Origin of the sequence: Pseudomonas syringae group sp. 243L2 (assembly GCF_032587875.1) — a bacterium.
In the GTDB taxonomy this organism is placed as follows: Bacteria; Pseudomonadota; Gammaproteobacteria; order Pseudomonadales; family Pseudomonadaceae; genus Aquipseudomonas; species Aquipseudomonas amygdali.
Window position 1 is genome coordinate 1 of the sequence record NZ_JAWHPL010000021.1, and the last position, 26007, is coordinate 26007.

The 26007-nt window shown below is 59.3% G+C and carries 22 protein-coding genes; 21 read left to right on the plus strand and 1 reads right to left on the minus strand.

The genetic code is table 11. The features are described from left to right. The coding region (locus RYB66_RS13070) for a hypothetical protein (protein ID WP_316894569.1) at window positions 1-334 on the minus strand (334 nt) is incomplete at its 3' end. A gap of 458 nt (window positions 335-792) precedes the next feature. On the opposite strand from RYB66_RS13070, the gene RYB66_RS13075 reads away from it, so the two are divergent. The 21 genes from RYB66_RS13075 (at window position 793) to RYB66_RS13175 (ending at window position 26003) form a co-directional block, all read left to right on the plus strand. Then, window positions 793-2370: an ABC transporter substrate-binding protein gene (locus RYB66_RS13075; protein WP_016980494.1), complete on the plus strand. Its 1578-nt coding sequence runs from the start codon at window positions 793-795 to the stop codon at window positions 2368-2370. Between the two features lie 20 nt (window positions 2371-2390). After that, complete coding sequence (locus RYB66_RS13080) at window positions 2391-3401, plus strand: ABC transporter permease (protein WP_044345200.1); 1011 nt, start codon at window positions 2391-2393, stop codon at window positions 3399-3401. After that, window positions 3398-4252, plus strand: coding sequence for an ABC transporter permease (locus RYB66_RS13085; protein WP_002553740.1), 855 nt, complete (start codon window positions 3398-3400; stop codon window positions 4250-4252). Before RYB66_RS13080 ends, RYB66_RS13085 begins: the two co-directional genes overlap by 4 nt. Continuing rightward, complete coding sequence (locus tag RYB66_RS13090) at window positions 4242-5090, plus strand: ABC transporter ATP-binding protein (protein WP_316894571.1); 849 nt, start codon at window positions 4242-4244, stop codon at window positions 5088-5090. Before RYB66_RS13085 ends, RYB66_RS13090 begins: the two co-directional genes overlap by 11 nt. Continuing rightward, complete coding sequence (locus tag RYB66_RS13095; protein ID WP_005777364.1) at window positions 5087-5803, plus strand: ABC transporter ATP-binding protein; 717 nt, start codon at window positions 5087-5089, stop codon at window positions 5801-5803. The genes RYB66_RS13090 and RYB66_RS13095 overlap by 4 nt, the downstream gene beginning before the upstream one ends. A 232-nt stretch (window positions 5804-6035) precedes the next feature. Continuing rightward, window positions 6036-6545, plus strand: coding sequence for a sigma-70 family RNA polymerase sigma factor (locus RYB66_RS13100; RefSeq protein WP_005757773.1), 510 nt, complete (start codon window positions 6036-6038; stop codon window positions 6543-6545). Next, on the plus strand, window positions 6542-7507 hold the full coding sequence (locus RYB66_RS13105) for a FecR domain-containing protein (protein WP_016980496.1): 966 nt from the start codon (window positions 6542-6544) through the stop codon (window positions 7505-7507). Before RYB66_RS13100 ends, RYB66_RS13105 begins: the two co-directional genes overlap by 4 nt. 69 nt (window positions 7508-7576) lie before the next feature. Further along, a complete protein-coding gene (locus RYB66_RS13110; RefSeq protein WP_117139548.1) occupies window positions 7577-9985 on the plus strand; it encodes a TonB-dependent receptor in 2409 nt (802 codons plus the stop codon). A gap of 345 nt (window positions 9986-10330) precedes the next feature. After that, complete coding sequence (locus tag RYB66_RS13115; RefSeq protein ID WP_002553746.1) at window positions 10331-11707, plus strand: diaminobutyrate--2-oxoglutarate transaminase; 1377 nt, start codon at window positions 10331-10333, stop codon at window positions 11705-11707. Window positions 11708-11945: 238 nt separating this feature from the next. Further along, the gene (locus tag RYB66_RS13120; RefSeq protein ID WP_054078562.1) at window positions 11946-13730 is read left to right on the plus strand and encodes an IucA/IucC family protein; all 1785 of its coding nucleotides are present in this window, start codon (window positions 11946-11948) and stop codon (window positions 13728-13730) included. Further along, window positions 13723-14931: a type III PLP-dependent enzyme gene (locus RYB66_RS13125; RefSeq protein ID WP_004662637.1), complete on the plus strand. Its 1209-nt coding sequence runs from the start codon at window positions 13723-13725 to the stop codon at window positions 14929-14931. The genes RYB66_RS13120 and RYB66_RS13125 overlap by 8 nt, the downstream gene beginning before the upstream one ends. Next, a complete protein-coding gene (locus RYB66_RS13130) occupies window positions 14928-16334 on the plus strand; it encodes a DHA2 family efflux MFS transporter permease subunit (protein ID WP_016980499.1) in 1407 nt (468 codons plus the stop codon). The genes RYB66_RS13125 and RYB66_RS13130 overlap by 4 nt, the downstream gene beginning before the upstream one ends. Window positions 16335-16355: 21 nt before the next feature. Further along, entirely contained in the window at window positions 16356-18209 is a 1854-nt protein-coding gene (locus tag RYB66_RS13135; RefSeq protein WP_029240813.1) for an IucA/IucC family protein, read from the plus strand. Then, window positions 18209-18982 carry an HpcH/HpaI aldolase family protein gene (locus RYB66_RS13140; protein ID WP_002553751.1) on the plus strand — a complete coding sequence of 258 codons (774 nt, stop codon included), beginning with the start codon at window positions 18209-18211 and terminating at the stop codon, window positions 18980-18982. The genes RYB66_RS13135 and RYB66_RS13140 overlap by 1 nt, the downstream gene beginning before the upstream one ends. A gap of 4 nt (window positions 18983-18986) precedes the next feature. Next, window positions 18987-20870: an IucA/IucC family protein gene (locus tag RYB66_RS13145; protein WP_316886117.1), complete on the plus strand. Its 1884-nt coding sequence runs from the start codon at window positions 18987-18989 to the stop codon at window positions 20868-20870. Continuing rightward, window positions 20860-21780 carry an iron-siderophore ABC transporter substrate-binding protein gene (locus tag RYB66_RS13150; RefSeq protein WP_316894575.1) on the plus strand — a complete coding sequence of 307 codons (921 nt, stop codon included), beginning with the start codon at window positions 20860-20862 and terminating at the stop codon, window positions 21778-21780. The genes RYB66_RS13145 and RYB66_RS13150 overlap by 11 nt, the downstream gene beginning before the upstream one ends. Continuing rightward, a complete protein-coding gene (locus RYB66_RS13155) occupies window positions 21777-22766 on the plus strand; it encodes a FecCD family ABC transporter permease (RefSeq protein ID WP_002553754.1) in 990 nt (329 codons plus the stop codon). Before RYB66_RS13150 ends, RYB66_RS13155 begins: the two co-directional genes overlap by 4 nt. Continuing rightward, window positions 22759-23790: an iron ABC transporter permease gene (locus tag RYB66_RS13160; RefSeq protein WP_316894576.1), complete on the plus strand. Its 1032-nt coding sequence runs from the start codon at window positions 22759-22761 to the stop codon at window positions 23788-23790. The genes RYB66_RS13155 and RYB66_RS13160 overlap by 8 nt, the downstream gene beginning before the upstream one ends. Window positions 23791-23800: 10 nt before the next feature. Then, entirely contained in the window at window positions 23801-24592 is a 792-nt protein-coding gene (locus tag RYB66_RS13165) for an ABC transporter ATP-binding protein (RefSeq protein ID WP_005777341.1), read from the plus strand. Further along, window positions 24589-25368, plus strand: coding sequence for an IucA/IucC family C-terminal-domain containing protein (locus RYB66_RS13170; protein WP_316894578.1), 780 nt, complete (start codon window positions 24589-24591; stop codon window positions 25366-25368). Before RYB66_RS13165 ends, RYB66_RS13170 begins: the two co-directional genes overlap by 4 nt. Then, window positions 25365-26003 carry an RraA family protein gene (locus RYB66_RS13175; protein WP_316894579.1) on the plus strand — a complete coding sequence of 213 codons (639 nt, stop codon included), beginning with the start codon at window positions 25365-25367 and terminating at the stop codon, window positions 26001-26003. Before RYB66_RS13170 ends, RYB66_RS13175 begins: the two co-directional genes overlap by 4 nt. Window positions 26004-26007 lie beyond the last annotated feature (4 nt).

A 26007-nucleotide genomic window follows, 5' to 3' on the forward strand; every position in this document is an offset into this window, starting at 1 on the left:
CCACGAACGGTAATACCGGAACGATCTGGTTGAACTGCGCATCGGCCTGTCGCGGTGTGACCTTGGTGCCGCTGAATAACGGCAGGCGAATCGGCTCGCCTTCAAAGGTCGCGATCTGCAGATGAAGACGCGTGCCCTCGATGTGATCCCAGACCTTCAGGGTGCTGCTGAACAGCTCGTTTACCAGCCTTTCCGATTTGGCTTGATAGATACGATTTCCATCAGAGCCGACCAGCAAAACCTGCTGCTGTTCCGAATGATCCTTACCCACGATCTGGACGATCAGTTTGTCCATTTCGCAGGAAGGGCCATCGCTCAGTCTGCCGGTGGTCATTGTAAGAATTCCCTGTTCTGGCGTTGGTGATCGATACCGTCGAGGCCCAGACAGAAACGGACAGTTGGGCTAGTTGAATGCCGTGAGAGCTAACAAGAACAGTGCCAAATATTTTTTATTCATATAAATCAAAAGGTTAACTTTAAGTGTGATTCGAGAGTGATTTCTCAATCGAAAATCCAATAAAACCTGCGCGAGATTCTGCGTGCGATTACAAGATATTGCGCAACGCCGTCAAAGCGCCGCGAGGCGAGGCTCGCAAGCGCCTAACCGATCTAAAGCGACCGCTGATTGCGCAATCTATTGCGCATCACTTCCCAAACCGTAGCGTCGCTTTATCCGCCAACATTTCAACCCCAGAAAAACGTTCTAAGTTAATGACTAAACAGTCTTTTTTATATTACCAAATGCGCTATATCGTCTGCTCCCAATAACTCAAGCTCATAAGGGAATTCACGATGCGGCGTCTGACAGCTCTGGCTATGGCAATCACAATCAGCGGTTCAGCCTGGGCTGCGACGCCCCCGGATACGCTGGTGGTGGCGCGTTCAATAGACGACATTGCCAGCTTGGACCCCGCCGAAAGTTTTGAAATAACCGCGACCAACACCCTGGCTAATATCTATCAGCGCTTGCTTGAGCCAGACCGGCAGAACCCGGCCAGCCTGGTGCCTGCCCTGGCATCCAGATGGAAGGCGGGTGACGACGACAAGAGTCTGGTTTTCGAACTGCGTGACGGTGCCAGATTTGCCTCGGGCAACAGTGTTCGCCCGGAAGACGTCATTTACTCGTTGAGCCGCGTGGTCAAACTGAACAAGTCGCCTGCATTCATCCTGGGTGAGTTGGGCTGGACGGCGGAAAACGTCGACAGCTTCCTGACCCGGGTGGATGACCAGCATGTGAAGATTTCCTGGCCAGCAGCGGTAGGCAGCTCATTTGCGTTGAGCATTCTGTCTGCGACGCCAGTGGGCTTCATTGTCGACGCGGTAGAGGTCGGCAAGCATACGAAAGACGCTGATCTGGGCAACGGCTGGCTGAAAAATCATTCAGCCGGTACGGGTTCCTATGCGCTGCGCAGCTACGTGCCGCACGAGGCGCTGGTGCTTCAGGCCAATCCTAATGCCATCAAGGCCCCCAAGCTGAAAACAGTAATCCTCAAGAACGTCACTGACCCGGCAACCCGACGTCTGTTGGTGGTGCAGGGCGATGCTGACCTTGCGTTCGATCTGGGCGCAGACCAGTTCAGCGCTCTGGAAAAGCAGAAGGGCGTCAGTGTGCAGCGATTCCCGTCCTCAATGATCTATTACCTGGCCATCAACAGTGGCAGCACGCAGGCGCCTGCACTGAAGAACCCGGCGTTCTGGGAAGCTGCTCGTTGGCTGGTTGATTATCAGGGCATTTCCAAAGATCTGTTGAAAAACCAGTACAGCATCCACCAGGCATTCCTCCCTGCGGGCGTCATCGGCTCGCTGGTCGACAAACCGTTCAAACTGGACGTCGATAAAGCCAAGGCCGCTTTAAAGGCGGGTGGTATTGCCGAAGGCACGAAAATCGAACTCAATGTGTTCAATCAACCTCCCTACACGGATATTGCTCAGGCGCTGCAAGCCAGTTTTGCCAAAGCCGGCATAGAGATTTCAGTGCGTCCGCTGGTAGAAAGCGAGCTACTGGCGAAAATGCGCGCCCGGGACTTTCAGCTGATCTTCACCTACTGGGGGATGGATTATCTGGATCCTCACTCCAACGCGAGCGCCTTCACTTACAACGTCGCCAACGGTCCGAAAACCATCGCCTGGCGCACTCAGTGGGATATCCCGCAACTGAGCCAGGAAACCCGCACGGCTGCTGCCGAACGTGACCCGCAAAAACGTGTTGCGCTGTATACCGACCTGCAAAAAACTGTGCAGCAAAGCTCGCCATTTGTCGTGGCGCTGCAAGGTCAGAACCAGGTCGCGGTACATGACGGCGTGCAAGGTGTGTTACAGAACATCACCGTTTCGCTGCCGTATTTTGATCAGGTGAGCAAAAGCAAGTGAGAGCAGGGGCTTCACGCAGAGTGAAAGTGGCGGCCAGCGGACTGTTGTCGTTGTCGATAACACTGATCGGCCTGTTGTTCTTCACATTCATGCTGACCACTCTATCGCCAGTCGATCCGGCGCTAAGGATTGCTGGCGATCACGCCAGCGAATCGTCGCTGGCCCAGGTTCGAACCGATCTGGGCCTTGATCAACCTTGGCCAGCGCGGTTCGGTCGATATCTGGACAACCTGGGGCAAGGAGATCTTGGGGTTTCCATTACCTCCGGGCAGCCCGTGCTGGAAGGTTTGAGCCGTGCGCTGCCAGCCACACTTGAGCTCGCGACCCTGGCCATTCTGCTGGGCAGTACCCTCGGCCTGTCATTGGGCCTGCTGGCAGCGTGGCGGCCGGGAGGCTGGGTTGACGGGCTGGTGCGGCTGGTCTCGCTGATTGGCTATTCGGTGCCGATCTTCTGGCTCGGTCTGCTGATGCTCCTGCTGTTCTACGCCAGGCTGCAATGGACTGGCGGGCCAGGCCGTCTGGACGATTCGTACCTGTACACCCTTGAATTGAGCAGTGGATTGATGTTGTGGGACACCTGGCGCTCTGGCGAAAGCGGCGCGCTGGCCAACGCCTTCAGTCATCTGGTCTTGCCTGTTCTAGTCCTGGCGTTTTACTCGATGGCAGGCATTTGCCGCATGACACGCTCCGCGCTGCTGGGAGAAATGGGCAAGGAGTACGTCGTGACTGCGCTGGCCAAGGGGGCGGGACGTGGTCGGGTGCTGTTGCGCCATGTGTTGCCGAACGTTGCCGGGACGCTGGTGGTCGTCGTTGCCCTGTCTTACGCCAGTCTTCTCGAAGGCTCGATTCTCACCGAGACGGTCTTCGCCTGGCCGGGTATCGGCCGCTACCTCACCACGGCGTTGTTTGCCGGTGACGTACCAGCGATCCTCGGTAGCACGCTGGTTATCGGACTCTGTTTTGTGGTCGTCAACGGCATCGCCGATGTGCTGGCTGGCATGATCGATCCGCGAACACGGGGGGTGTCATGAGTGTTTCCGTAGCGTTCGACAATATAGTGGCTCGCAGCGGATGGCGTCGCTCACCCGCATTACTCATCGGCGCGTCGATTATCGGGGTGCTGGTACTTGTGGCGTTGCTGGCGCCGCTGTTGAGTGGTTTTGATCCCAATACGCAGAATATTCAGGAGCGTCTGCTGCCGCCGTCTGCCACCCACTGGCTGGGCACCGATGCGTTTGGCCGGGATCTGTTCACACGCCTGCTTTACGGCACACGCCCGACCTTGCTGCTGGTAACGCTGGTATTGCTGCTGACCTTGCCCATCGGTTTGCTGGTGGGCGTTACTGCCGGCTTTTACGGCGGCTGGGCCGAGCGAATCCTGATGCGCCTGACCGACATAATCATGGCCTTTCCGCAATTGGTGCTGGCCTTGGCGTTTGTCGCAATTCTGGGGCCGGGCCTGCTCAACGGGGCACTGGCACTGTCGCTCACGGCATGGCCCGCGTATGCCCGTCAGGCAAGGGCGGAAACCAGTGTATTGCGCAACAGCGACTATCTGGCCGCAGCTCACTTGCAGGGCATACGTGGCATGCGTCTGTTGATCGGTCACGTCCTGCCGCTGTGCCTGCCTTCGGTAATCGTGCGTGTAGCACTGAACCTGGGCGGCATCATTCTGGCCGCCGCAGGGCTGGGGTTTCTTGGCCTGGGTGTCGAGCCACCGACTGCCGAATGGGGCTCGATGGTTGCCGACGGCAGCCGGGTCATCTTTGATCAGTGGTGGGTCGCCGCTGCACCGGGAATCGCGATATTGCTGACGAGCCTGTCTTTCAACCTGCTGGGCGACGGTCTGCGCGATGTACTGGATCCTCGTCATGACTCATGAACAATCGCTGTTGAACGTGCAGGGCTTGCGGATCGGTTTTCCAGGCTCGGGCCCGGAACTGATCGAGGTGGTCAAGGGGATCGATTTCACTGTGGGCACTGAAAAGGTCGCGCTGGTGGGTGAGTCCGGCTCGGGCAAGTCACTCACCGCGCGTGCGTTGCTGGGGCTTGTCGCACGCCCCGGTCAGGTGACCGCCGAACACATGAGCCTGGCAGGCGATGACCTGCGCAGTCTGACGGCAAAGCAATGGCAGGGCCTGCGCGGTACTCGTCTGTCACTGGTGTTGCAGGACCCCAGGTATTCGCTCAACCCGGTGCTCAGGGTCGGCATTCAGGTTGAAGAGGCGCTGGTGCTGCATACCCGGCTGGGACGCCGTGAGCGCCGCGAAAAAGTACTCGACATGCTGGAGGCTGTAGGCTTGCCCAACCCGCTGGCGCTGTATGACAGCTACCCCCACGAACTGTCCGGCGGCATGGGGCAGCGGGTGATGCTCGCCGCGATGCTGATCAATGATCCGCGCCTTTTGATTGCCGACGAACCCACCTCGGCACTCGACAGCGGCCTGCGCGATCAGATTCTGGAGTTGATTCTGGGCCTTGTCGAACAACGCAACATGGGGTTACTGCTGATCAGTCATGATCTGCCTCTGGTGGCGAAATATTGTGACCGGGCGCTGGTCATGTACCGCGGGCGGATTGTCGACCGATGCAACTCCGCCGAATTGGCAACTGCCAGTAACCCCTACACGCAGACGCTATGGCGCTGTCAGCCCTCTGCTCTGACCTATGGTCAGGCACTTGCGACCCTTGATCGCAAACTAATGGAGGCGCTGCCATGAGCGTGGTGGATATCAGTGAACTGACGGTAAGTTTCAAACGCGGCCTGCATGCCTTTACTGCACTGCAGATGGCAGAGTTGAGAATCGAACCGGGTGAATGCTTTGGCCTGATCGGCGCGTCGGGCTCTGGCAAATCGACTTTGTTGCGAGTGCTCGCCGGCCTCCAGCGCGACTGGCAGGGCAGTGTGAACCTGTTCGGGCAGCCGCTTCACGCGCAGCAAGCCTTCACGGGAACCTTGCGTCAGCAGGTGCAGATGGTGTTTCAGGACCCTTATGCATCATTGCATCCGCTGCACCGGATCCGTCGCAGCCTGCGCGAGCCGCGGCAGATCAACGGCCTTCCTTTCGACGAGGCCAATCTGGTTGCATCGATGGAACAGGTGGGCCTGTCGGGTGACATGCTCGATCGCTACCCGCATCAACTGTCCGGCGGCCAGCGTCAGCGCGTTGCCATCGTTCGTGCGCTGCAATTGAATCCAGCACTGTTGTTGCTGGACGAACCGACCTCGGCGCTGGACATGACCGTTCAGGCGGAAATACTCAATCTTCTCCAGGCCCTGCGTCGCGACACGGGCATGACCATGATTCTGGTCAGTCACGACATGAATACCGTTGCCCATTTGTGTGACAGGGCACTGTTGATCCGCGAGGGACGTGTCGAGCGACATCTTGATCGTGCGGCACTTGGCGTATTGGCGGGGGCGAACCACTGATCGATTTCCCGGAAGAAATTTACGTCGAAAGTGGTACGAAAAAGATACACATCGCGTTTATTTGTCGCTCGAGTGAATCACTTGCATACAGCGCAGATCAACGCGTTGCGGACCAATGACCCCGATTTTACGCAGCGGCGGCGGGCTTTTTGAAAAAAAGAGCGTGGACTCGGGATATAACACTAATTAGAATCAGTCTCATTTGGCGCACCCATCGCTCAAGGCTTTTGACATGACTGAAGCAGCGACGCTATCACAGCAGACCTTGCATTCCCTTTACCGCGATCATCATGGCTGGCTGGAAAGCTGGTTGCGCAGACGCATGGGCAATGCATGGGATGCTGCGGACCTGAGTCAGGATACGTTCCTGCGTGTACTGTCCAGCTCTCAGCAGATCGCCGATATGCAGGAGCCACGCGCTTACCTGCTGACGGTGGGCAAGCGCCTGCTCAGTAACTTCTATACTCGCCGCAGCCTGGAACAGGCTTACCTCGAAGCGCTGGCGCAGTTGCCTGAAGACAGCGTGCCGTCGCCTGAGCAGCGCTGGCTGTTGCTGGAAACCCTGCAGGCGCTGGACGAGTTGCTCGACGGTCTTTCGGCAGTGGTGCGCCGGGCGTTTCTCTGGAGCCAGCTCGAGGGGCTGGGGTATCGGGAAATCGCAGAGCGCCTGGATGTTTCCGAACGCACCGTCAAACGTTATATGGCGCAAGCCTACGAACACTGCCTGCTGGTGGATTGGTGATTCGCTCGGCACCTTCTAACGAAGAACGCGAGGTAGTACGCAGGGCGGCGCAGTGGTTGGCGCTTCTGGAATCCGGCGGCGCCAGCGAAGAAGATCACGCCATGCTGCAGCACTGGCGCGACAGCTCTGCCAGTCATGAGCGCGCCTGGCAAAAAGCGCAACAGCTGCGGCAGCGTTTTTTCGGCCTGCCTGCCAATCTGGCTATGGCTACTCTGGATCGTCCCGACAAAGCAAGACGCGCGGCGCTCAAAAGGGCGTTGGGCGCTGTGGCATTGGTCCCTACCGCCTGGCTGGTGGGCCGTCAGTTGCCGCTGGATGTCTGGCGTGCCGACCTGCAAACCTCCGTCGGCGAGCACAAACGTCTGTCCCTGGCCGATGGCAGCACCTTGCAACTGAACACCGACAGCGCGGTGAATGTCGATCTGGGTGCACGTCGAGTCACCCTTGTGCGTGGCGAGATCGCACTCAAGGTGCCGGGCAGGGAAGCGCTGACCATCGAGGGCCCCTACGGGCGCGTCGTGGTCAGTCAGAGTGAAGTCTGTGTACGTCTCAACCAGAGCGACTGCCGTGTGTCGGTGGTCAGCGGCGCGGTGCAACTCTATCCGCTGCAGGGGCCGGTGCTGGTATTGCATGCACAACAGCAGGTCAGCCTCAAACAGGGCGGAGCCGGGCCTGTCAGCGCCTTCGACGCCTTGCTGCCCGGCTGGCGCGACGATGTACTGACCGCACAGAACCAGTCTCTGGGCGATTTCCTGCGCGAGCTTGGCCGCTACCGCCCTGGCTTGCTGCGCTGGGAGCCGGCACTTGAAACCCTGCGAGTGACGGGCAGTTTCAGACTCGACAATACCGACCGCGTGCTTTCGTTACTGGCTGCCAGCCTGCCGGTGGACGTGCAGATGCGGACCCGTTACTGGGTCACGCTGGTGCCTCGAAAAAACATTTCGACAAAAAATAATGCGTGAAGCTGTCCCTTTTTTTTGTCTCGCTGGTCATTTCAGGTAAGTGCACAAAAAATACGAGAGTTTCCCTCTATGTCCGCAGTGTCTTCCTACCGTTTGCGTCCGCTTTTGCATTTCAGCCTGTTGCTGACGTTGAGTTCCAGTCCGTTGTTTGTATCGACCAGTTGGGCCGAAACCTCGGGCAAACGTGCCTATGAGGTGCCGGCTGGCAGCCTGAGCGCCGCGCTCACCCGCTTTGCCGGTCAGGCCGGGGTCAACCTCTCGGTAGACCCCGCGCTGGTGAACGGTCGAAACAGTTCGGGGTTGTCCGGCGAATTCGCGGTCGAGGAAGGCTTTGCGCGCTTGCTGCAAGGTTCCGGTCTGCAACTGGTACCCGTCGGAGAGCAGGCTTACACGCTGATCCCGGCACCTGACAGCGCGAGCGCAGGCCTGCAACTCGCACCCACTTCGATTGTCGGTGATAGCGGCTTTACCGATGGCCAGGAATACGCAGGCGGCCAAGTGGCACGTAAAGGCTCGCAAGGCATGCTGGGTTCGCGGGACTTCATGGAAACGCCGTTCAGCATGACCACCTACACCAAGGACGCGGTGAAAAACCAGCAGGCCCGTACCCTTGGCGACCTGATTGCCAGCGACCCGTCGGTGCGTGCCACCAACCCGGCAGGCGGGCGTTACGAACAGTTCACCATTCGCGGCTTCAGCCTGTTCAATAGCGACGTCTCATACAACGGCTTGTACGGCATCCTGCCCACATACACCATCGACATGGAAATGGCCGAGCGGGTAGACATACTCAAGGGCCCGAGCCAGCTGATTAATGGCATTTCGCCGCGTGGCAGTGTCGGTGGTGGGATCAACGTGGTCCCCAAGCGCGCAACGGATAAACCCATCACCGAGCTGACCACCAGCTATGCGTCCAAAGGGCAGGCAGGCGCGGCGGTGGATGTGGCCCGTCGCTTTGGCGAGGACGACAAGTTCGGTATCCGTTTCAATGGCGTGAAGCAGTCTGGCGACACTGAATGGGATCATCAGAGCGTTGATCGCGAAATGGCCGTGCTGGGCCTGGATTTCCGCGGCGACCGCTTGCGCCTGTCGACGGATATCGGGCACACCGAACGCGACACCGATGCTCCGCAGGAACGCGTGCAGGTGGGTGCCAATGCAAAGGTGCCCAACGCCAACGATGTGCGTGACAACTATGCGCAGTCCTGGAGCAAGGCGCGCACCAAGGATACGTTCGGCGCAGTGAATGCCGAATATGACCTCAGCGACTCGGTGATGCTGTACGGCGGTGTCGGCGCTCGGAAAAGTAACCATGACTTCCTGCGCCATGCGGTATCGGTCACCAACGATGCAGGTGACTTCAGCGTTCAGCCGCGCGACTTCACCCGCGACGAAAATGTTCGCACAGCCACTGCCGGCGCACGCAGCTGGTTCAATACCGGACCGGTCAGCCACGAGGTCAATCTGGCTGCCAGCTATTTCTACATGGACTTTGAAAACGGTGGTGCACGCTACGCAGCCGCGCCGAGCAATCTCTACAATCCGGTCGACACGCCGACACCCTCCAACCCCACGCGGGCCGACTCCAAGGTTTACACCGAGAACCGCTTCAGCGGTGTGGCCCTGACCGACACACTGGGCTTTTTCGATGACCGCCTGCTGCTGACACTCGGTGCCCGCTGGCAGCGAGTCAAGGTTGATGACTGGACCGACAACGTCAAGGGCGACACCTCCTACGACGAGGAAAAGGTCTCACCTTCAGGCGGCATTCTGTACAAAGTGACCGACGACTTCTCGGTGTATGCCAACTACATGGAGGGCTTGAGCCAGGGCAAGATCGCGCCGTCGACGTCGGTGAACGAAGACCAGATCTTCCCGCCTTTCGTCAGCCGCCAGATCGAGGTCGGGGCCAAGTATGACCTGGGGTCATATGCCTTCACTGCCAGCGTATTCCGTATCAAGCAACCGGCCTACGAGACCAACACAACCTCGCGCGTCTTCGGCCCGAACGGCAAGCGCCGCAACGACGGTGTCGAGCTGACCATGTTCGGCGAACCGCTCAAGGGCTTCCGTCTGCTGGGCGGGGTGATGTATATCGACAGCGAGCTGACCAATACCGTCAACGGCACGTTCGATGGCAATCGCGCACCTGCCACCCCCGAGTACAACGTCAATCTGGGCGCAGAATGGGACGTGCCGAGCGTCAAGGGCCTGACCCTGACCGGGCGGGGTATCTACACCAGCTCGCAGTACCTGGACCAGGCCAACAGCAAAAGCATCGATTCTTCCGAGCGCTTCGACGTGGGCGCGCGGTATGCGTTCAAGGTCGATCAGAAGGACATCACACTGCGGGCCAATGTCGAGAACGTCATGAACAAGTATTACTGGAGTTCGGCCGGAGCGTCGGATGACAGCGAGCCGGGCCTGACCCTGTCGACACCCCGGACCTATCTGCTGTCAGCGACTATCGGGTTCTGAGTCGACCGCGACGCCCAGGGAAGGGCTCACTCGCGTAGTAAATTAACTGACAGTCCTCATCGAGGAATAACGTGTGCGGCTATTAAATAATTAACCTGAGTATGAGCATAGAAGAGTCTGTTATATAAGACTCTCTTTAGGTGCCTTACATAAATAACAATTGTCCCACCGAGTGATGGCACTTTGAATAATTCCGACTTATAGGGCGGCGTATTCATGTGCCCGGCTATTTTTTTAAGTAAGCAATAACGTTCATTTAAATTTCATCTTGTTTTTTGAAACAACGGGTTGCACTTTCAAGGAAATGATAATAGTTTGCATCCAGCATTTAGCGAGGACTAACCGATGTTGAATAATGGCTTATTGCAGTCTACTACGTCGCAGAAAACCAATGCCAACTATCTGGACAGGCAGAGCAGATTTGAATCCAATGTAAGAAGTTACCCGCGGAAGTTGCCATTGGCCATCGCCAAGGCACATGGCGTATGGGTCACTGATGTTGAAGGCACCACGTATCTGGACTGCCTGGCCGGTGCCGGAACACTGGCTCTGGGTCACAATCACGAAGCTATCATGGCCAGTCTCGACAGCTTCCTGACGTCCGGAATGCCGATGCACACCCTCGACCTGACCACCGCGGTCAAGGATGCCTTCAGCGAGACGCTGCTGAGCCTGCTGCCGGGCCAGGGACGCGATTACTGCCTGCAGTTCTGCGGGCCGTCCGGTGCCGATGCTGTCGAAGCCGCAATCAAGCTGGCGAAGACTGCCACCGGCCGGCACAACATCATCAGCTTTTCCGGCGCTTACCACGGCATGACCCACGGGGCTCTGGCATTGACTGGCAACACCGCGCCGAAAAATGCCGTCACCAACCTGATGCCCGGCGTGCAATTCCTGCCTTACCCTCATGAGTACCGGTGCCCGCTAGGTATTGGCGGTGAAGCCGGCACCGAGGCGCTGAGTTATTACTTCACCCAGTTCATCGAAGACGTGGAAAGTGGCGTGTCGCTCCCGGCCGCCGTGATTCTGGAGGCGGTGCAGGGCGAAGGGGGTGTCAATCCAGCGCCCGCTGCATGGCTGCGGCAGATTCGCGAAGTGACCCGCAAGCACGGCATTCTGCTGATTCTGGATGAAGTACAGGCCGGCTTCGGCCGTACCGGCAAGATGTTCGCCTTCGAACACGCCGGGATCGAGCCCGACGTCATCGTCATGTCCAAAGCCGTCGGTGGCGGCCTGCCGTTGGCCGTGCTCGGCTTCAAGCGCGAGTTCGACGCCTGGGCTCCGGGCAATCACGCGGGTACTTTCCGCGGCAATCAAATGGCGATGGCCACCGGCCTTGCGACCCTTGAAGTGCTGCAACGGCAAAACCTGGCTGCCCAGGCCGCAAAACGCGGGGACTGGCTCAAGGCACAGCTTGGCCTTTTGCAGCAACGTTATCCAATGATGGGCCAGGTGCGCGGACGCGGGCTGATGCTGGGCATCGAGATTGTCGATGAGCGCAAACCGGCGGACCGCCTCGGCAGCTTGCCAATGGATCCGGAACTGGCAGTTGCCATTCAGCAGCACTGTTTCAAGCAGGGGCTGTTACTTGAGCGCGGCGGCCGAAATGGCAACGTGATCCGTTTGCTGCCGCCGTTGATCATTACCGAAGAACAATGCCAACTGGTCATCCAGCGATTCGAGGACGCCCTCAAGGCTGCACTGGCCCAACTGCGCAAGTAAGCAGCTTGTAAACAGCGCGTAAGCAGTACTAACAGTGAGGACATCACTGCGCTTGAAACAGAACACGCACACAACGTTTGACTGAGCGACCCTATCGCACGTCGTGCACAGATTATCAATTGGCTTGTTGCAGATAATAAGCCACACCGACAGTTAAGCCGTTGTGCCGCAAGCGATAAATCAACACTTGTTGCGACGTCACTTAAACAGTAAGCGTCAAGGCGACTGTGGAGCAGACATGACTAATACCGATCGCACCGTTTTATCAAACATGGTGAGCGAGTTGGCAACCACTCGTGCATTACTTAATTGCCTGATCAAGGAGTTCGCACTGCCTGAACAGTGCCTTCATTACACTTGGCCCCAGGGCATGCAAGGTATTGCGCCGGGCAGCTTCGTGGATGGCGGGCAATGGAAGGGCATTCCACTCACCATCAGCCTGCCTAATGAGCAGCAGTTTTTCGTGCTGGTGGACCGCCGCGACCATCTGGGCAGCCATCGCTACCTTTCCGATGTTTATGCGCGGCAGGGGCAGGGTACCTGGCGCTGCCTGGCTTTTGCCGAATTCGCTCGGCAATTGCTGGCCGCCTGCGAGCACATGACCCGGGCCAGCAACGACGAACTGCTCGATCAGGTCCTGCAAAGCCAGCACCTGACTGCCGCCATCGTCGCCCACAACATGACCGGTCAGCACCCGGCACCGCTGAGCGGTTATCTGGCCAGCGAACAGGGCTTGTGGTTCGGTCATCCCAATCACCCGGCACCCAAGGCGCGTCTGTGGCCTGCGCATCTGGCGCAGGAGACCTACGCTCCGGAATTTCAGGCGCAGACCGCGCTGCATCTGTTCGAAGTGCCTCTGGACGGGTTGCGAATCACCTCCAATGGCTTGAGCGAAGCCGAGGTGATGTCAGGGTTCGCGGATCAATCGCGGGCCAGGCCCGGGCATGCGCTGATCTGCATGCATCCGGTACAAGCCCAATTATTTATGCAGGACCGCCGAGTGCAGCGCCTGATCGAACTCGGGCAGATCACCGATCTGGGCACCAGCGGGCCGCTGGCCAGCCCGACGGCTTCGATGCGCACCTGGTACATCGAAGGGCATGACTACTTCATCAAGGGCTCACTGAATGTGCGCATTACCAACTGCGTCAGGAAAAACGCCTGGTACGAACTGGAAAGCACGCTGATCATCGACGAATTGTTTCAGCGCTTGCAGCAGACCCGCCCGCAAACCCTCGGCGGGCTGTCCACCGTGGCTGAACCGGGTTCGATGAGCTGGGCTCCAAAAGGCTCCAGCGAGACCGACGGCCACTGGTTTCGCGAGCAGACCGGCGCGATTCTGCGGGAAAACTTCTGTCGCCGATCCGGCGCGGACTGCAGCGTGATGGCGGGTACATTGTTCGCGCGTGATCTGCGTTCGCGGCCTTTGGTGCACGATTTCCTTGAGCGTTTCAACGGCGGTGAACTTGAGGACCCGCACCTGCTGGACTGGTTCGATGAATACCAGGCCTTGCTGCTGCGCCCGGTCATGGCGCTGTTCTTCAATCACGGCATCGTGATGGAGCCACATTTGCAGAACGCGGTATTGATTCACGATAACGGACGCCCTCAACAGCTGCTGTTACGCGACTTCGAAGGCGTCAAACTGACCGATGAACTGGGCATCAAGGCCATTCAGGTCGGGCTGCACCCGCGGATTCGACAGTCATTGCTCTACACCCGCGAACAAGGCTGGAACCGCATCACCTATTGCCTGCTGATCAACAACCTGTCCGAGGCCGTGCTGGCCTTGAGTTGGGAACGTCCGCACCTCGCGCCGCTGATGTGGCAACGGGTCGAGCGGCAGTTGCAACGCATCCGCGACGAGTTGGTGCTGCCTGCGCCAGAACTGGACGCGCTGATCGCCGGCCAGTCAATTGCCTGCAAGACCAACCTGAAGGTCCGGCTCGCCGCCAAGGCCGACCGTGAGGCCAACTATGTGCGCCTCGCTTCACCATGGGCCAAGGAGGCACGTTATGCATAAGTTGCCGGAAACCGTACTGGGCGCCATCAAAGAAGCTCAGGCACTGGAAACCGACCCGCTGGCGGCTTTCGTCTACGATCTGGATGCGTTGCAACAGCATGTCACTGACGTCATGGCCGCGCTGCCTGCGGGCGTAGAGCTGTATTACGCGATCAAAGCCAACAGCGAAGCATTGATGCTGGAAACCCTCGCGCCGCTGGTCAGTGGCTTTGAAATCTCTTCGGGGGGCGAGATCGAGCGTGTGATGGCCTGCCCGACACGCAAACCTTACGTGTTCTCCGGCCCTGGCAAGCTTGATTCCGACTTGCGCTCGGCGTTGCTGAACAAGGTTGAAGCCATCCATCTGGAAAGCCTCAACGAAATTGCGCGTCTGCAACATCTGGCAGAGGAAACCGGGCGCGTGCAGCCGGTGTTTCTGCGCATCAACCCTCAGTTGCCAGCCGCGCAGTCGAGCAAGCTGGCGATGGCTGGCACCGCCACACCGTTCGGCATTGACGAAACCGATCTGGCCGAGGCGATCAGGCGCGTAGACAGCGCCAGCCACCTGACGCTCAAGGGTTTCCATGTACACGCCATGTCCCATCAGATGTCGGTTGAGCGTCATGAGCAGTTGCTGGATTTCTACCTGCAGCGCTGGCAGGAATGGAAAGCACTGGCCAGCTACCCGGAGCAGTTGACCCATTTCAACGTTGGCGGCGGCATTGGCGTCGATTATCTGAACAGTCAGCAGTTCGACTGGCAGCGCCTGTGCCGTTATCTGGAAAAACGCCTGGGCGAGCAGCGTGATGCGCCGATCCTGCGCTTTGAGCCAGGACGTTTCATCAGCGCCTATTGCGGCTATTACGCCATCGAGGTGCTGGACAGCAAAACCAGCCACGGCGAGCATTTTCTGGTCTGCCGCGGCGGCACTCACCAGTTTCGTCTGCCGGTTGCGCAAGGCCATGACCATCCGGTTATCCATGTGCCGTGTGCGCCAGCGACGGGCGCATCTGAGGAGCAGGCCTACACCGTGGTCGGCCAGTTGTGTACGCCAAAGGACGTATTGAGTCGCCGGCAGCCGCTCAAAGGCGTGAACATCGGCGATCTGCTGGTGTTGCCGCTGGCAGGGGCTTACGGCTACAACATCTCCCATGTCGATTTTCTATGCCACCCAAGACCGGTACAGCACTTTGTGCGCAACGGCGAACGGGTTCGCACATGAGTCTGAACGTCCCACGCCGTTGGGTGGTGTTCAATGTGCTGCTCGGTACGCTGACTGTCAGCCTTAGCAATAGCTCGCTCAACCCGGCGCTGCCAACCTTCATGGAGGCGTTTCAGGTCGGTCCGTTGCTGGCCACCTGGATCGTTGCAGGGTTCATGACCAGCATGGGCATGACCATGCCGCTGACCAGCTTTCTCAGTCAGCGCATTGGCCGCAAACGCCTGTACCTGTGGGGCGTGGCGCTCTTCATCGGTGGCTCCCTGCTGGGCGCGCTGGCCAACTCCATCGCATTGGTGATCACTGCGCGAGTGGTGCAGGGCATCGCCAGCGGGTTGATGATCCCACTGTCGCTGGCGATCATTTTCTCCGTGTATGAAAAGCATGAGCGGGGCAGGGTGACCGGGCTCTGGAGCGCAGCGGTAATGCTCGCTCCGGCATTGGGGCCACTGTGCGGCAGCCTGATGCTGGAGTGGTTCAGCTGGCGCTCGCTGTTCCTGATGAATGTGCCCATCGGCCTGCTGGCCTTGCTGTTGGGCGTCGGCGTGCTGCCAGACTCCGAGCCTGTCGAGCGCAAACCGTTCGACCTGATCGGCTATTTGCTGGTTGCCTCGGGCATCGGCTTGCTGATGATCGCCATCAGCCGCATGCATCACGCCCAAGCGCTGCTCGACCCGTTCAATCAGGGCATGGTGCTGGTCGCAGTGGCCTGTCTGATTGCTTTCGTCAGGGTCGAGTTGAGTCGCAAGGCACCGCTGCTGAATCTGCGTCTGTTCAACCTGCGCGGTTACCGTCTGAGCGTGATCGTTGCCGTCGTGCAGTCGGTCGGCATGTTCGAATGCCTGGTCCTGTTGCCGCTGCTGGTGCAGACGGTACTGGGCTACAACCCGATCTGGACCGGCCTGGCCCTGCTGTGTACCGCCGCGTTCGCCAGCCTGTTCGGGCAGTGGGGTGGCAAGGCGCTGGACCGGCATGGTCCGCGCACCGTAGTCGCCATCGGCCTGCTGCTGACCGGTGCTTCAACCCTGGCGCTGGGCATGCTCAAGGCGGATACGGCGATCGGCGTGGTGTTCGTGCTGATGATGATTCGTGGCGCAGGCCTCGGGCTGTCCTACATGCCGGTGACGACGGCTGGACTCAATGCCTTGCCCGAGCCGATGGTCACGCAGGGCGCTGCGATGAACAACATTTCCCGCCGTCTTGTGGCGTCGCTGGCAATTGTCATCGCCTCGCTGTGGCTGGAATTTCGCCTGAACACTGCGGGACCGGTCGCCACGCCTTCGGCCATCAATGAAGTCTTCATTGCCACCGGCCTGCTGATACTGCTGGCACTGCCTTGTGCCTGGCGTTTCCCCCTTAACGACGAACGCACCGAGGCACAGCCCGGCGCGGTCGAACCCCGATAATTTTTCGTTCGAGGTATGAACATGGCTACCCCTTTACCGCTGAAACGCAACACCGTTTCACCCTCAACGGCCACCGGTGCCTGGCTGGCTGATATCAACCCCGAGCGCTACCAACAAGTACAGCGCCGGGTAATCGGTCAATTGCTGCAAACCTTGCTGTACGAGGCTGCACTGCCTTATCGATGCGAAACGCTGGACGATCATCGGCATCGTTTCACTGTCGCTGTCAGTGATGGTGTGGAGTACCACTGCGAAGGCCTGCTGAGTACCAGCTTCGAGCTGATACGCCTGGATCACGCCACCCTTGAACGCTTGGACAGCGTCGGGGAGCGTAGCGTGCCGGATTTGCATCTGGCGTTGAGCGAGCTACTCAGCCCGTTTAAGGACAGCCCGCATCTGGCGCGCTTCATCCAGGAAATCGAGCAAACGCAACTCAAGGACCTGCAAGCGCGCAGTCAGGGTTATCAGCCCGCAAAACCCGCACATGAGCTGGACGTTGACGCTTTGGAACAGCACTTCATGGACGCCCACAGCTACCACCCGTGCTACAAGTCACGGATCGGTTTTTCGTTGGCTGACAACCGTCACTACGGGCCCGAATTTGCCACGCCGTTCGGGGTGGTCTGGCTGGCAGTGGCGAAGTCGAGCGCGTCGGTCGGTCATTCGCGCAACATGGATTTCCAGGCGTTTGTCCGCCAGGAACTGGGCACACAGCGCTGGCAGGAAATCTCCCGGGACCTGGCCGCGCAGGGCAAATCCATTGACGATTATCAACTGATGCCAGTGCATCCGTGGCAATGGGACAACGTCACGGTGTCGACTTTCTACCCGGAAATGGCCAGCGGCGAGCTGATTTACCTGGGCACCTCGACCGACGTCTACAAGGCTCAGCAGTCTATTCGTACACTGGCCAATGCCAGCCAGCCCAAACGACCTTACGTCAAACTGGCGATGAGCATGACCAACACCTCCAGCACGCGCATTCTGGCGCGGCATACGGTGCTCAATGGTCCGATCATCACCGACTGGCTGCACCAGTTGATCGCCACCGACAGCACTGCGCGTGCGCTGGATTTCGTGATTCTCGGCGAAGTTGCCGGTGTCAGCTACGACTATCGCCACCTGCCGGAAGCGCGCTCGGCGCAGACTTACGGCACGCTGGGTGCAATCTGGCGCGAAAGCCTGCATCAGTACCTCAAGGACGATGAGCAGGCCGTACCGTTCAATGGCTTGAGCCATGTGGAAAACCGTTATGGCGACGGCGCGCAGGCACCGTTCATCAATGCGTGGATCCGCCAGTACGGCCTCAAGGAATGGACCCGGCAATTGCTGCAGGTCACTGTGCCTCCGATCATCCATATGCTCTACGCCGAAGGCATCGGCATGGAGTCTCACGGTCAGAACATCGTGCTTATCGTCAAGCAGGGCTGGCCGCAGCGTATCGCCCTCAAGGACTTCCACGACGGTGTGCGTTACTCACCCGCGCATCTGGGCCGCCCTGAACTGTGTCCGGAGCTGGTCCCGCTGCCCGACAGCCACGCGAAACTCAACCGTAACTCGTTCATCATTACCGATGACGTGAATGCGGTACGCGACTTCTCCTGCGACTGTTTCTTCTTCATCTGCCTGGCCGAAATGGCGATCTTCCTGCGCCAGCAATACCAGCTGGATGAGGCGCTGTTCTGGCAGATGACCGCCGACGTCATTCTCGACTACCAGCGTGCGCACCCGCAGCATCGCGAGCGCTTCGAGCTGTTTGATGTCTTCGCACCGTCCTATGAAGTGGAAGAACTGACCAAGCGCCGCCTGTTAGGTGACGGTGAGCGTCGCTTCCGCTCGGTGCCTAACCCGCTGCATACCTACAGGCCGCAATGATGCTGAGGACCAATACACTCAAGAGCAGACTTGGCAGCGGACAGCCTGTGTACGGGCTAATCAGTTCGATCCCGGCCCCGGCCGCCATCGAGTTGATCGCCGAGGCCGGTTTCGACTTCGTGATCATCGACATGGAACACGTGCTGATCAACCCGGAAACCGTGGAGAACATGATCCGTGTTGCAGAGAGCTACGCCCTCACGCCATTGGTGCGGGTCGCCGATCTCAATCCGAAAACCCTGCTGCGCCTGCTTGATGGCGGTGCGCAGGGCATCGTTTTGCCGATGATCGAGAGCCCCGAGCAACTGGCGGATGCCATTGCCGCCTGCAAGTACCACCCGCTGGGCCGCCGCAGCCTCAACGCCGGTCGTCCCGGCTCGTTCGGCAAGCACAGCCTGGCGCAGTACGTGGAAGCTGCCAATCAACAGATCATGGTGGTAGCGATGATCGAAAGCGCCGAAGGCGTGCGCCGCGCCGCCGAGATTGCCCGTGTGCCGGGGCTGGACATGATTCTGGAAGGGGCCGCAGACCTGTCGCAGTCACTCGGGATGCCCTGGCAGATCGATCAACCCGATGTACAACAAGCGTTGCTGGCCACCTGGCAAGCCACCAAGGCAGCAGGCGTCGCCTATTGCACCATTCCCCGTAAAGACGGCGACGCTGCCCGCTGGCAGGCTCGCGGCGTCAATGCCTTCGTCCTCGGCGATGAGCGTGGCATTGCCTTTCGCGCACTTCAGGCGCGTCTGGCCCAACATTCAGCAGAAGGAAAATAATCCGATGAACTTCACTTCACTCGCCGCTGACCTGGTCATGCAGGATCTGGTCGATTGCCTGCTGGCTGAAGATTTCTTTGGCCGCGAGCCAGTGAGCCTGCAGGACACCGCTCACTGGCAAGCGCGCCACCCGCAAGCCCCAAAACTTGAAGGGCAGAGCAGCACACAGCAAATCTGGGAATGGTGCTGCGATGACTCGGAGCAGCGCTTCATCAGCGTCGCGCTGCGCCCAGGCATTACTCAACAATGGGAGAAAGTGCCCGGCACGCCGGTGCTGGGCCGTCAGGCTGAGCGCTGGACACAGTTGTCCCCGGAAGAGTTCATGAAATGGGTATTCGCCGGTAAAACAACCCTGCTTCAGGACAGCGAGCGCCAGGACAATGAAAAGGGCATAGCGCTGTTTCTGGAGGTGTTGCGCATCAGTGTCTGGCAGACCGCGTTGTCGCTGGACCATAAAGTCGACGAGCACAACCTGATGGCACAGGACGGCGCTACGTTCTTCAGGACGATGGAACAGTGGGCTTCGCTACGTGATCGCCCATATCATCCACTGGCCAAAGCCAAGCAAGGCTTGAACGAGCAGGAATACCAACAGTATCAGGCCGAGTTTGCCCGGCCGGTGGCGCTGAACTGGGTCGCCGTCGACAAAACCTTGCTGCAATGCGGTGACGGAGTAGGGGATTTGAACGAGTCTTTCCCTGCTCGCCACCTGCTGCCAGAGAATCTGCAAGCTGTCCTTGAGCAGGAACTGCAACAGCGCGGCATTGCCGACAGTCACGTTGCGCTGCCGGTTCATCCTTGGCAATTCGAGCATGTTCTGCAGGTCCAGCTGGGCGATGCCTTCACCAGGGGCGATTGTCAACGTCTGGCCTTCAACGAGGCCGCGGTATACGCCACCTCATCGCTACGTTCGATGACACCATGCCTCGACAGCCCCGATTACCTCAAATTGCCCATGGCGATCTATTCGCTCGGCGCGTCCCGCTACCTGCCAGCGGTGAAAATGATCAACGGCGGGCTTAGTGAAAAACTGTTGCGCCAGGTTGTCGACAAGGATGAAACCCTGAGTCGCTCGCTGCACCTGTGCGACGAACGCAAATGGTGGGCGTTCATGCCACCCCAAGCCACTCTGTTCGACGAAGGCCCCCGGCATCTTTCGGCCATGGTGCGAGGCTATCCGGCAGCCTTGCTCGACGATCCGGAATGCCGCCTGCTGCCGATGGCGGCGCTGGGTACACCGTTGCCAGGCAGCAATCGGCATTTCTTCGATGAGTGGATGGACTATCGCGACCTGCCGCGCAATCAGGCTTCGGTACTGACACTGTTCCGCGAGCTGAGCCACAGTTTCTTCGACATCAACCTGCGCATGTTCCGCCTGGGCATGCTCGGCGAGGTGCATGGCCAGAACGCAGTCATGGTCTGGAAAGCCGGTCAGGCACAAGGGCTGTTGTTGCGCGACCACGACTCGTTGCGTATTTTCGTGCCCTGGCTTGAGCGTAACGGCATGCGCGACCCGGAATATCGAATCAAGAAAGGCCATGCCAATACGCTTTATCATGACCGTCCTGAAGACCTGTTGTTCTGGCTGCAGACACTGGGCATTCAGGTAAACGTGCGGGCAATCATGGATACTCTGGCCCAGGTGTATGAGGTACCGGTAACAGCGCTGTGGACGGTATTGCGCGATGTTTTGGATAATCTCATTACAACCATCGAATTTGACGACGAGGCGCGTGCCATGATCAGGCATCAACTGTTCGAAGCCCCCAACTGGCCGCAAAAACTCCTGCTTACACCCATGATCGAGCGCGCAGGCGGACCGGGCAGCATGCCGTTCGGCAAGGGCGAGGTGGTCAACCCGTTCCACAGGTTGCGCCGTGCAACCTGACCAACATTTGCATCCTTCGCGGCGCACGGTATTGCGCCTGTCATTGGGGTTACTGGCGCTGCCCGGCATTGCCTGGGCAGAGCCATTGCGCGCAACGCCACCAAGAGTCGTCACCTTGTTTCAGGGGGCATCCGACAGCGCCGTGGCCCTGGGCGTGACGCCGTGCGGCGTGGTGGATTCCTGGAGCGAAAAACCGATGTACCGCTACCTGCGCCCGGCGCTGGCGGCGGTACCGCATGTGGGCCTGGAAACCCAGCCTAGCCTTGAAGATATCGTGCTGCTCAAGCCCGATCTTATCGTCGCATCACGCTTTCGCCATCAACGCATCGCGCCGTTGCTCGAGCAGATCAGCCCCGTGCTGATGCTGGAAGAGGTGTTCGAGTTCAAGCGCACGCTGGCGATGATGGGCGCTGCCATGCTGCGTCAACAGCAAGCCATGGACCTGCTTGACCAATGGCAACAGCGTGTGACGGCGTTACGCAGTCAGTTGCAGGAAAAATTCGCCGGGCGCTGGCCGATCACCGTGTCGGTGCTCGACATTCGTGAAGATCATATCCGCAGCTATCTGCCCGCCAGCTTTGCAGGTTCGGTGCTGACCGAACTGGGCTTCGCCTGGACGCCCACTGCCCGCGAAGCAACGGGCGTTTCCCTTAAACTCAGCAGCAAAGAGAGTTTGCCTGTGGTCGATGCCGACCTGTTTTTCATTTTTCAGCGCGCGGACAGCAAAGCCGCGCAGCAAAACTACGACAAGCTGGTCCGACACCCGTTCTGGCAACAGTTGCGCGCAGCGCAGGATGGTCAGGTATGGCGCGTGGATGCCGTTGCCTGGAGCCTGTCCGGTGGCATTCTGGGTGCCAACCGCATGCTCGATGAAATCGCTCGCGTGGCCATGGCGGATAGTCCCTCATGACCGCTGCGGTAAAACTGGGTCTGGGACTGTTGGTGTTGATAGCGTGCATGGGATTGAGCCTGGCAACCGGAGCCACCTGGATATCGCCCTCTGCGATTGTCCGAAGTGTGTGGCAGCCCGATGCGCTTAGCGCTATCGAGCATGTGCTGCTCGATACGCGCCTGACGCGAACCCTGATGGCCGTCGCCGTGGGTTCCAGTCTGGCGGTTGCTGGCGCGCTGATGCAGGCACTGACGCGCAACCCGCTGGCCTCGCCCGGTCTGTTCGGCATCAATGCCGGGGCGACGTTTTCGATCATTGCCTGTTCGTCGTTGTTTGCGCTTTCGTCCATGAGCCAGTGGCTGTGGTGCGCGTTCATTGGCGCGGCGGTAGCAGGGACTATTGTCTGGATAATCGGCAACCGCGGGCAGGGCAGTCTCAACCCGTTGCGAATTGTGTTGGCCGGCGCGGCGATTACCGCGCTGTTTACTGCGTTCAGTCAGGCGTTACTGGTAGTCAATCAGGACGGTCTGGACACCGTATTGTTCTGGCTGGCCGGTTCCTTGTCGGAACGCGATCTGGCCACCGCCGCGCCATTACTGATATGCGTGGTTGTGGCACTGGCCGGGTCACTGGTGCTGGCCGGGCAGGTCAACGTGCTCAATACCGGAGAAACCATCGCAACCGCATTGGGCCAGCGTACAGGCTTGATTCGCCTGCTGATGAGCATCGTGATCATTGTCCTGGCGGGCAGTGCTGTAGCGTTGGCCGGGAGCATTGGTTTCATCGGGCTGCTGGTGCCGCACATGGTACGCAAGACACTGTCCATCGATCATCGCTGGCTGCTGCCCGGCTGCGCGTTGCTGGGCGCAACGCTGTTGCTGCTGGCCGATACGCTGGCGCGGGTGGTGATCGTGCCTCAGGAAGTGCCGGTGGGCGTGATGACCGCACTGTTCGGCGCGCCGTTCTTTATTGCGCTGGTTCGCCGGGGGGCACGTTATGGATAGGCATCTGACCCTGCGCTACCGCGGTTTTTCCAGGCAGTTCAGCCTGACTGCATTGATACGTCTGTTGATCGGCGCAACGCTGACATTGCTGATCGCACTGGGCTCGCTGGCCGTGGGCAAAATCAACCTGTCGCCCGCGACCCTTTTGAATGTTTTTACCGGTCAGACGGATGCAAGTCTGGTTTTCATCGTCGAACAACTGCGCATGCCCCGACTGGTGCTGGCAGCACTTGTCGGCGCGGCGCTTGCGGTGTCTGGGCTGATCCTGCAAAGCATCATCCGCAATCCGCTGGCTTCGCCGGACCTGTTGGGTATCACCAGCGGTGCCAGTGCGGCGGCAGTGCTGTATCTGTCATTCTTCTCGGCTGCATTGGGGGCGCAATTTCTGCCCTTGGCGGCGATCTCTGGTGCAGGCCTTGCCGCATTGGTCATCTATCTGCTGGCGTGGAATCAGGGCGCTTCACCATTGCGCATGGTGTTGATCGGGGTAGGGGGGTCGGCCCTGCTGGCAGCAGTGACGACGTTCGTTCTGGTGTTCAGCCCGCTGACCACTACCTTGTCGGCTTATGTCTGGCTGACCGGGAGCGTGTATGGTGCCAGTTGGCCGGAGCCTCGCGCCCTGGCGGGCTGGCTGGCGCTGACTTTGCCGCTGCTGGTGCTGCTCGCCCGACAGGTGCGCATGCAGCAGCTCGATGATGATCTGGCTCAGGGCATCGGTGTGCGTGTGCAATGGCTGCGCGCCGGGCTGCTGCTGGTGAGTGTTGCGCTTGCAGGTCTGGCGGTTGCGTGGGGCGGGGCAATTGCCTTTGTCGGCCTAATTGCACCACACATTGCCAAACGCCTGATGCCACCGGGGTTTACCGGACAGGCGCTGATGGCGGCGCTGATCGGTGCCAACCTGGTAATGCTCGCCGATCTGGCTGGCCGCACGCTGTTCCTGCCACTGGACCTGCCTGCAGGAATTTTTGTCGCGGTGCTGGGCACACCGTTTTTTCTCTATTTATTGATCAACCAGCGGCATTAAGGAATTACGGATGGCGTCAATCGCAACCCACGACCTGACCCTGAGTTACCAACGGCAGGTGATCATCGACAGTCTTGATCTGCAGTTACCCGCAGGCCAGGTAAGCGTGCTGATCGGCAGTAACGGTTGCGGCAAAAGCACCTTGCTCAAATCCCTGGCGCGTCTGCTCAAGCCGCAGCAGGGCACTGTGGTGCTCAACGGTGCCGATATCCACCAGAAATCCACTGCTACGGTCGCGCGCGAACTGGCGATTCTGCCGCAAATGCCAAGCGCCCCGGAAGGCATAAGCGTACGTCAGCTGGTGGCACTGGGCCGTTATCCCTATCAGAACTGGATGCAGCAGTGGTCCGTTCAGGATGAAGCCATGGTCGAACGGGCGCTGGCGCAGACCGGTATGCAGGAACTGGCCGAGCGGCCCGTTGATGCGCTGTCAGGCGGCCAGCGTCAACGCGCGTGGATCGCCATGACGCTGGCCCAGGATACCGACATCGTATTGCTGGATGAGCCGACGACCTTTCTCGATCTGGCTCATCAGATCGAAGTGCTGGACTTGTTACGCGACCTCAATCGCCAGGAAGGCAAGACCATCGTCATGGTCCTGCATGATCTGAACCTGGCTTGCCGTTATGCCGATCACATGGTCGCCGTCCACGAGCGCACCGCCTTTGCCCAAGGACGTCCGGCCGACATCCTCAGTGAAGCACTGGTCAAGCAGGTCTTCGGCCTTAATTGCCGGATCATCGCCGACCCGTTCTTTGGTACGCCGCTGTGCATTCCCTTTGGCCGGGAACTGCCGCAATGAGCCTGGCACAGGCTTTCAGCGAGCCTGAATGGGCGCTGCTGTCCGGGGCGCTGCGCCTCAAACACGCAGTTGACCGCGATACCCGCTCGTTGCCAGCCCGTGCATTGCTGGACGACGAGGTGTGCGAACAATTGCTTGCAGCATTGGGGCCGGTCATCGGCTCTCCGACGCAGGCGATCACCGCGTCGCTGCTGGCCAAGCGCTTTTCCTTCCTGAGCACCGGTGCCTGCCTGTACGCCATGTCGGTCTACGACAAGGGCTTGATCCTGTCGCTGGACAATAGCGTGATTGAATACGCACACGAGGAGGGCCTGTGGACCTCTTCAATGCCCTTGGACGACGTAACACCTGTGGGTTATGAGCCGGGCACTCGCGAGGCGTGGCGGGAGGTAATTGTCGGCACCTTGTTCCGCGACCTGCTGCAGCCTCTGTGGGAAACCTTCAACCGCATCACTGGCATCTCCCGGCGCATCCTCTGGGAAAACACCGCCGTACGCGTTTATTCGCTGTACGACAAACGCATGGAGAAAGTTGAAGACCCGGCGATTCGACAGCGCTATAAAGCCGATTTCGACTGGCTGCTGAATCAGGCCGACCCGGCACTTTTCGGCCTGAGCTACAACCCGTTGAAACACTTCCGGCGCCCACCGGTTTTGCTCGAAGCCGAAGGCAAAAGCATCCGTTTTCGGCGCACCTGCTGCTTCTATTACGACGCCAGCAACCCCGTCGAGTATTGCTCGACCTGCCCGTTATTGAGGCCAAAAAAATGTCGATGAACAAGCACATTGCACACCGTCAGCAACAACTCAGTGACGCCGTGATAGAGCAATACCGGGGCATTGCCGCCTCCACCATCGGCCACCTGACTGACAGTGGTTATCTGCCAGGGATCAGACCGCTGTTCGACGGCGCGCGACTGGTCGGCAACGTGGTTACAGTCAAAGTACAGCTGCCCGACGGCAGCATCCTGCGCGATGCATTGCTTAACAGCCTGCCTGGCGACGTGCTGGTCATTGAGTGCGTCGGCGACGATCATTGCGCCTGCTGGGGCGAGCTGCGCACCCTGGCGGCGCTCATCAAAGGCCTGGCCGGCGTAGTCATATCAGGTGCGGTTACCGACGTCGCCGCCTTACGCGAACATCGTCTGCCGGTATTCAGCCGAGGTATCAGTGCGGTGACCACGCGAAGTCTGGGGGAACGTGGCGAACTCAATGGGCAGATCAATATCGGTGGGGTTGTTGTTAATCCGGGAGACATTGCCATTGGCGATGACGACGGAGTGTTCATTCTGAATGCGCAGCAGGCGAGTGAGTTGTTGCCTGGGTTGCTGGCCAAGGAACAAGCGGACCATGACAAACGGGAGGAGTTTTTCCGACGACTGGACAGGGATGAAGCACATGCTGCCGGTTAGCATA

Coding starts and splice junctions, on each gene's coding strand:
- RYB66_RS13075 (WP_016980494.1), top strand. CDS start 793: ATGCGGCGTCTGACAGCTCTGGCTATGGCAATCACAATCAGCGGTTCA.
- RYB66_RS13085 (WP_002553740.1), top strand. CDS start 3,398: ATGAGTGTTTCCGTAGCGTTCGACAATATAGTGGCTCGCAGCGGATGG.
- RYB66_RS13090 (WP_316894571.1), top strand. CDS start 4,242: ATGACTCATGAACAATCGCTGTTGAACGTGCAGGGCTTGCGGATCGGT.
- RYB66_RS13095 (WP_005777364.1), top strand. CDS start 5,087: ATGAGCGTGGTGGATATCAGTGAACTGACGGTAAGTTTCAAACGCGGC.
- RYB66_RS13100 (WP_005757773.1), top strand. CDS start 6,036: ATGACTGAAGCAGCGACGCTATCACAGCAGACCTTGCATTCCCTTTAC.
- RYB66_RS13110 (WP_117139548.1), top strand. CDS start 7,577: ATGTCCGCAGTGTCTTCCTACCGTTTGCGTCCGCTTTTGCATTTCAGC.
- RYB66_RS13115 (WP_002553746.1), top strand. CDS start 10,331: ATGTTGAATAATGGCTTATTGCAGTCTACTACGTCGCAGAAAACCAAT.
- RYB66_RS13120 (WP_054078562.1), top strand. CDS start 11,946: ATGACTAATACCGATCGCACCGTTTTATCAAACATGGTGAGCGAGTTG.
- RYB66_RS13125 (WP_004662637.1), top strand. CDS start 13,723: ATGCATAAGTTGCCGGAAACCGTACTGGGCGCCATCAAAGAAGCTCAG.
- RYB66_RS13130 (WP_016980499.1), top strand. CDS start 14,928: ATGAGTCTGAACGTCCCACGCCGTTGGGTGGTGTTCAATGTGCTGCTC.
- RYB66_RS13135 (WP_029240813.1), top strand. CDS start 16,356: ATGGCTACCCCTTTACCGCTGAAACGCAACACCGTTTCACCCTCAACG.
- RYB66_RS13140 (WP_002553751.1), top strand. CDS start 18,209: ATGCTGAGGACCAATACACTCAAGAGCAGACTTGGCAGCGGACAGCCT.
- RYB66_RS13145 (WP_316886117.1), top strand. CDS start 18,987: ATGAACTTCACTTCACTCGCCGCTGACCTGGTCATGCAGGATCTGGTC.
- RYB66_RS13155 (WP_002553754.1), top strand. CDS start 21,777: ATGACCGCTGCGGTAAAACTGGGTCTGGGACTGTTGGTGTTGATAGCG.
- RYB66_RS13160 (WP_316894576.1), top strand. CDS start 22,759: ATGGATAGGCATCTGACCCTGCGCTACCGCGGTTTTTCCAGGCAGTTC.
- RYB66_RS13165 (WP_005777341.1), top strand. CDS start 23,801: ATGGCGTCAATCGCAACCCACGACCTGACCCTGAGTTACCAACGGCAG.
- RYB66_RS13170 (WP_316894578.1), top strand. CDS start 24,589: ATGAGCCTGGCACAGGCTTTCAGCGAGCCTGAATGGGCGCTGCTGTCC.
- RYB66_RS13175 (WP_316894579.1), top strand. CDS start 25,365: ATGAACAAGCACATTGCACACCGTCAGCAACAACTCAGTGACGCCGTG.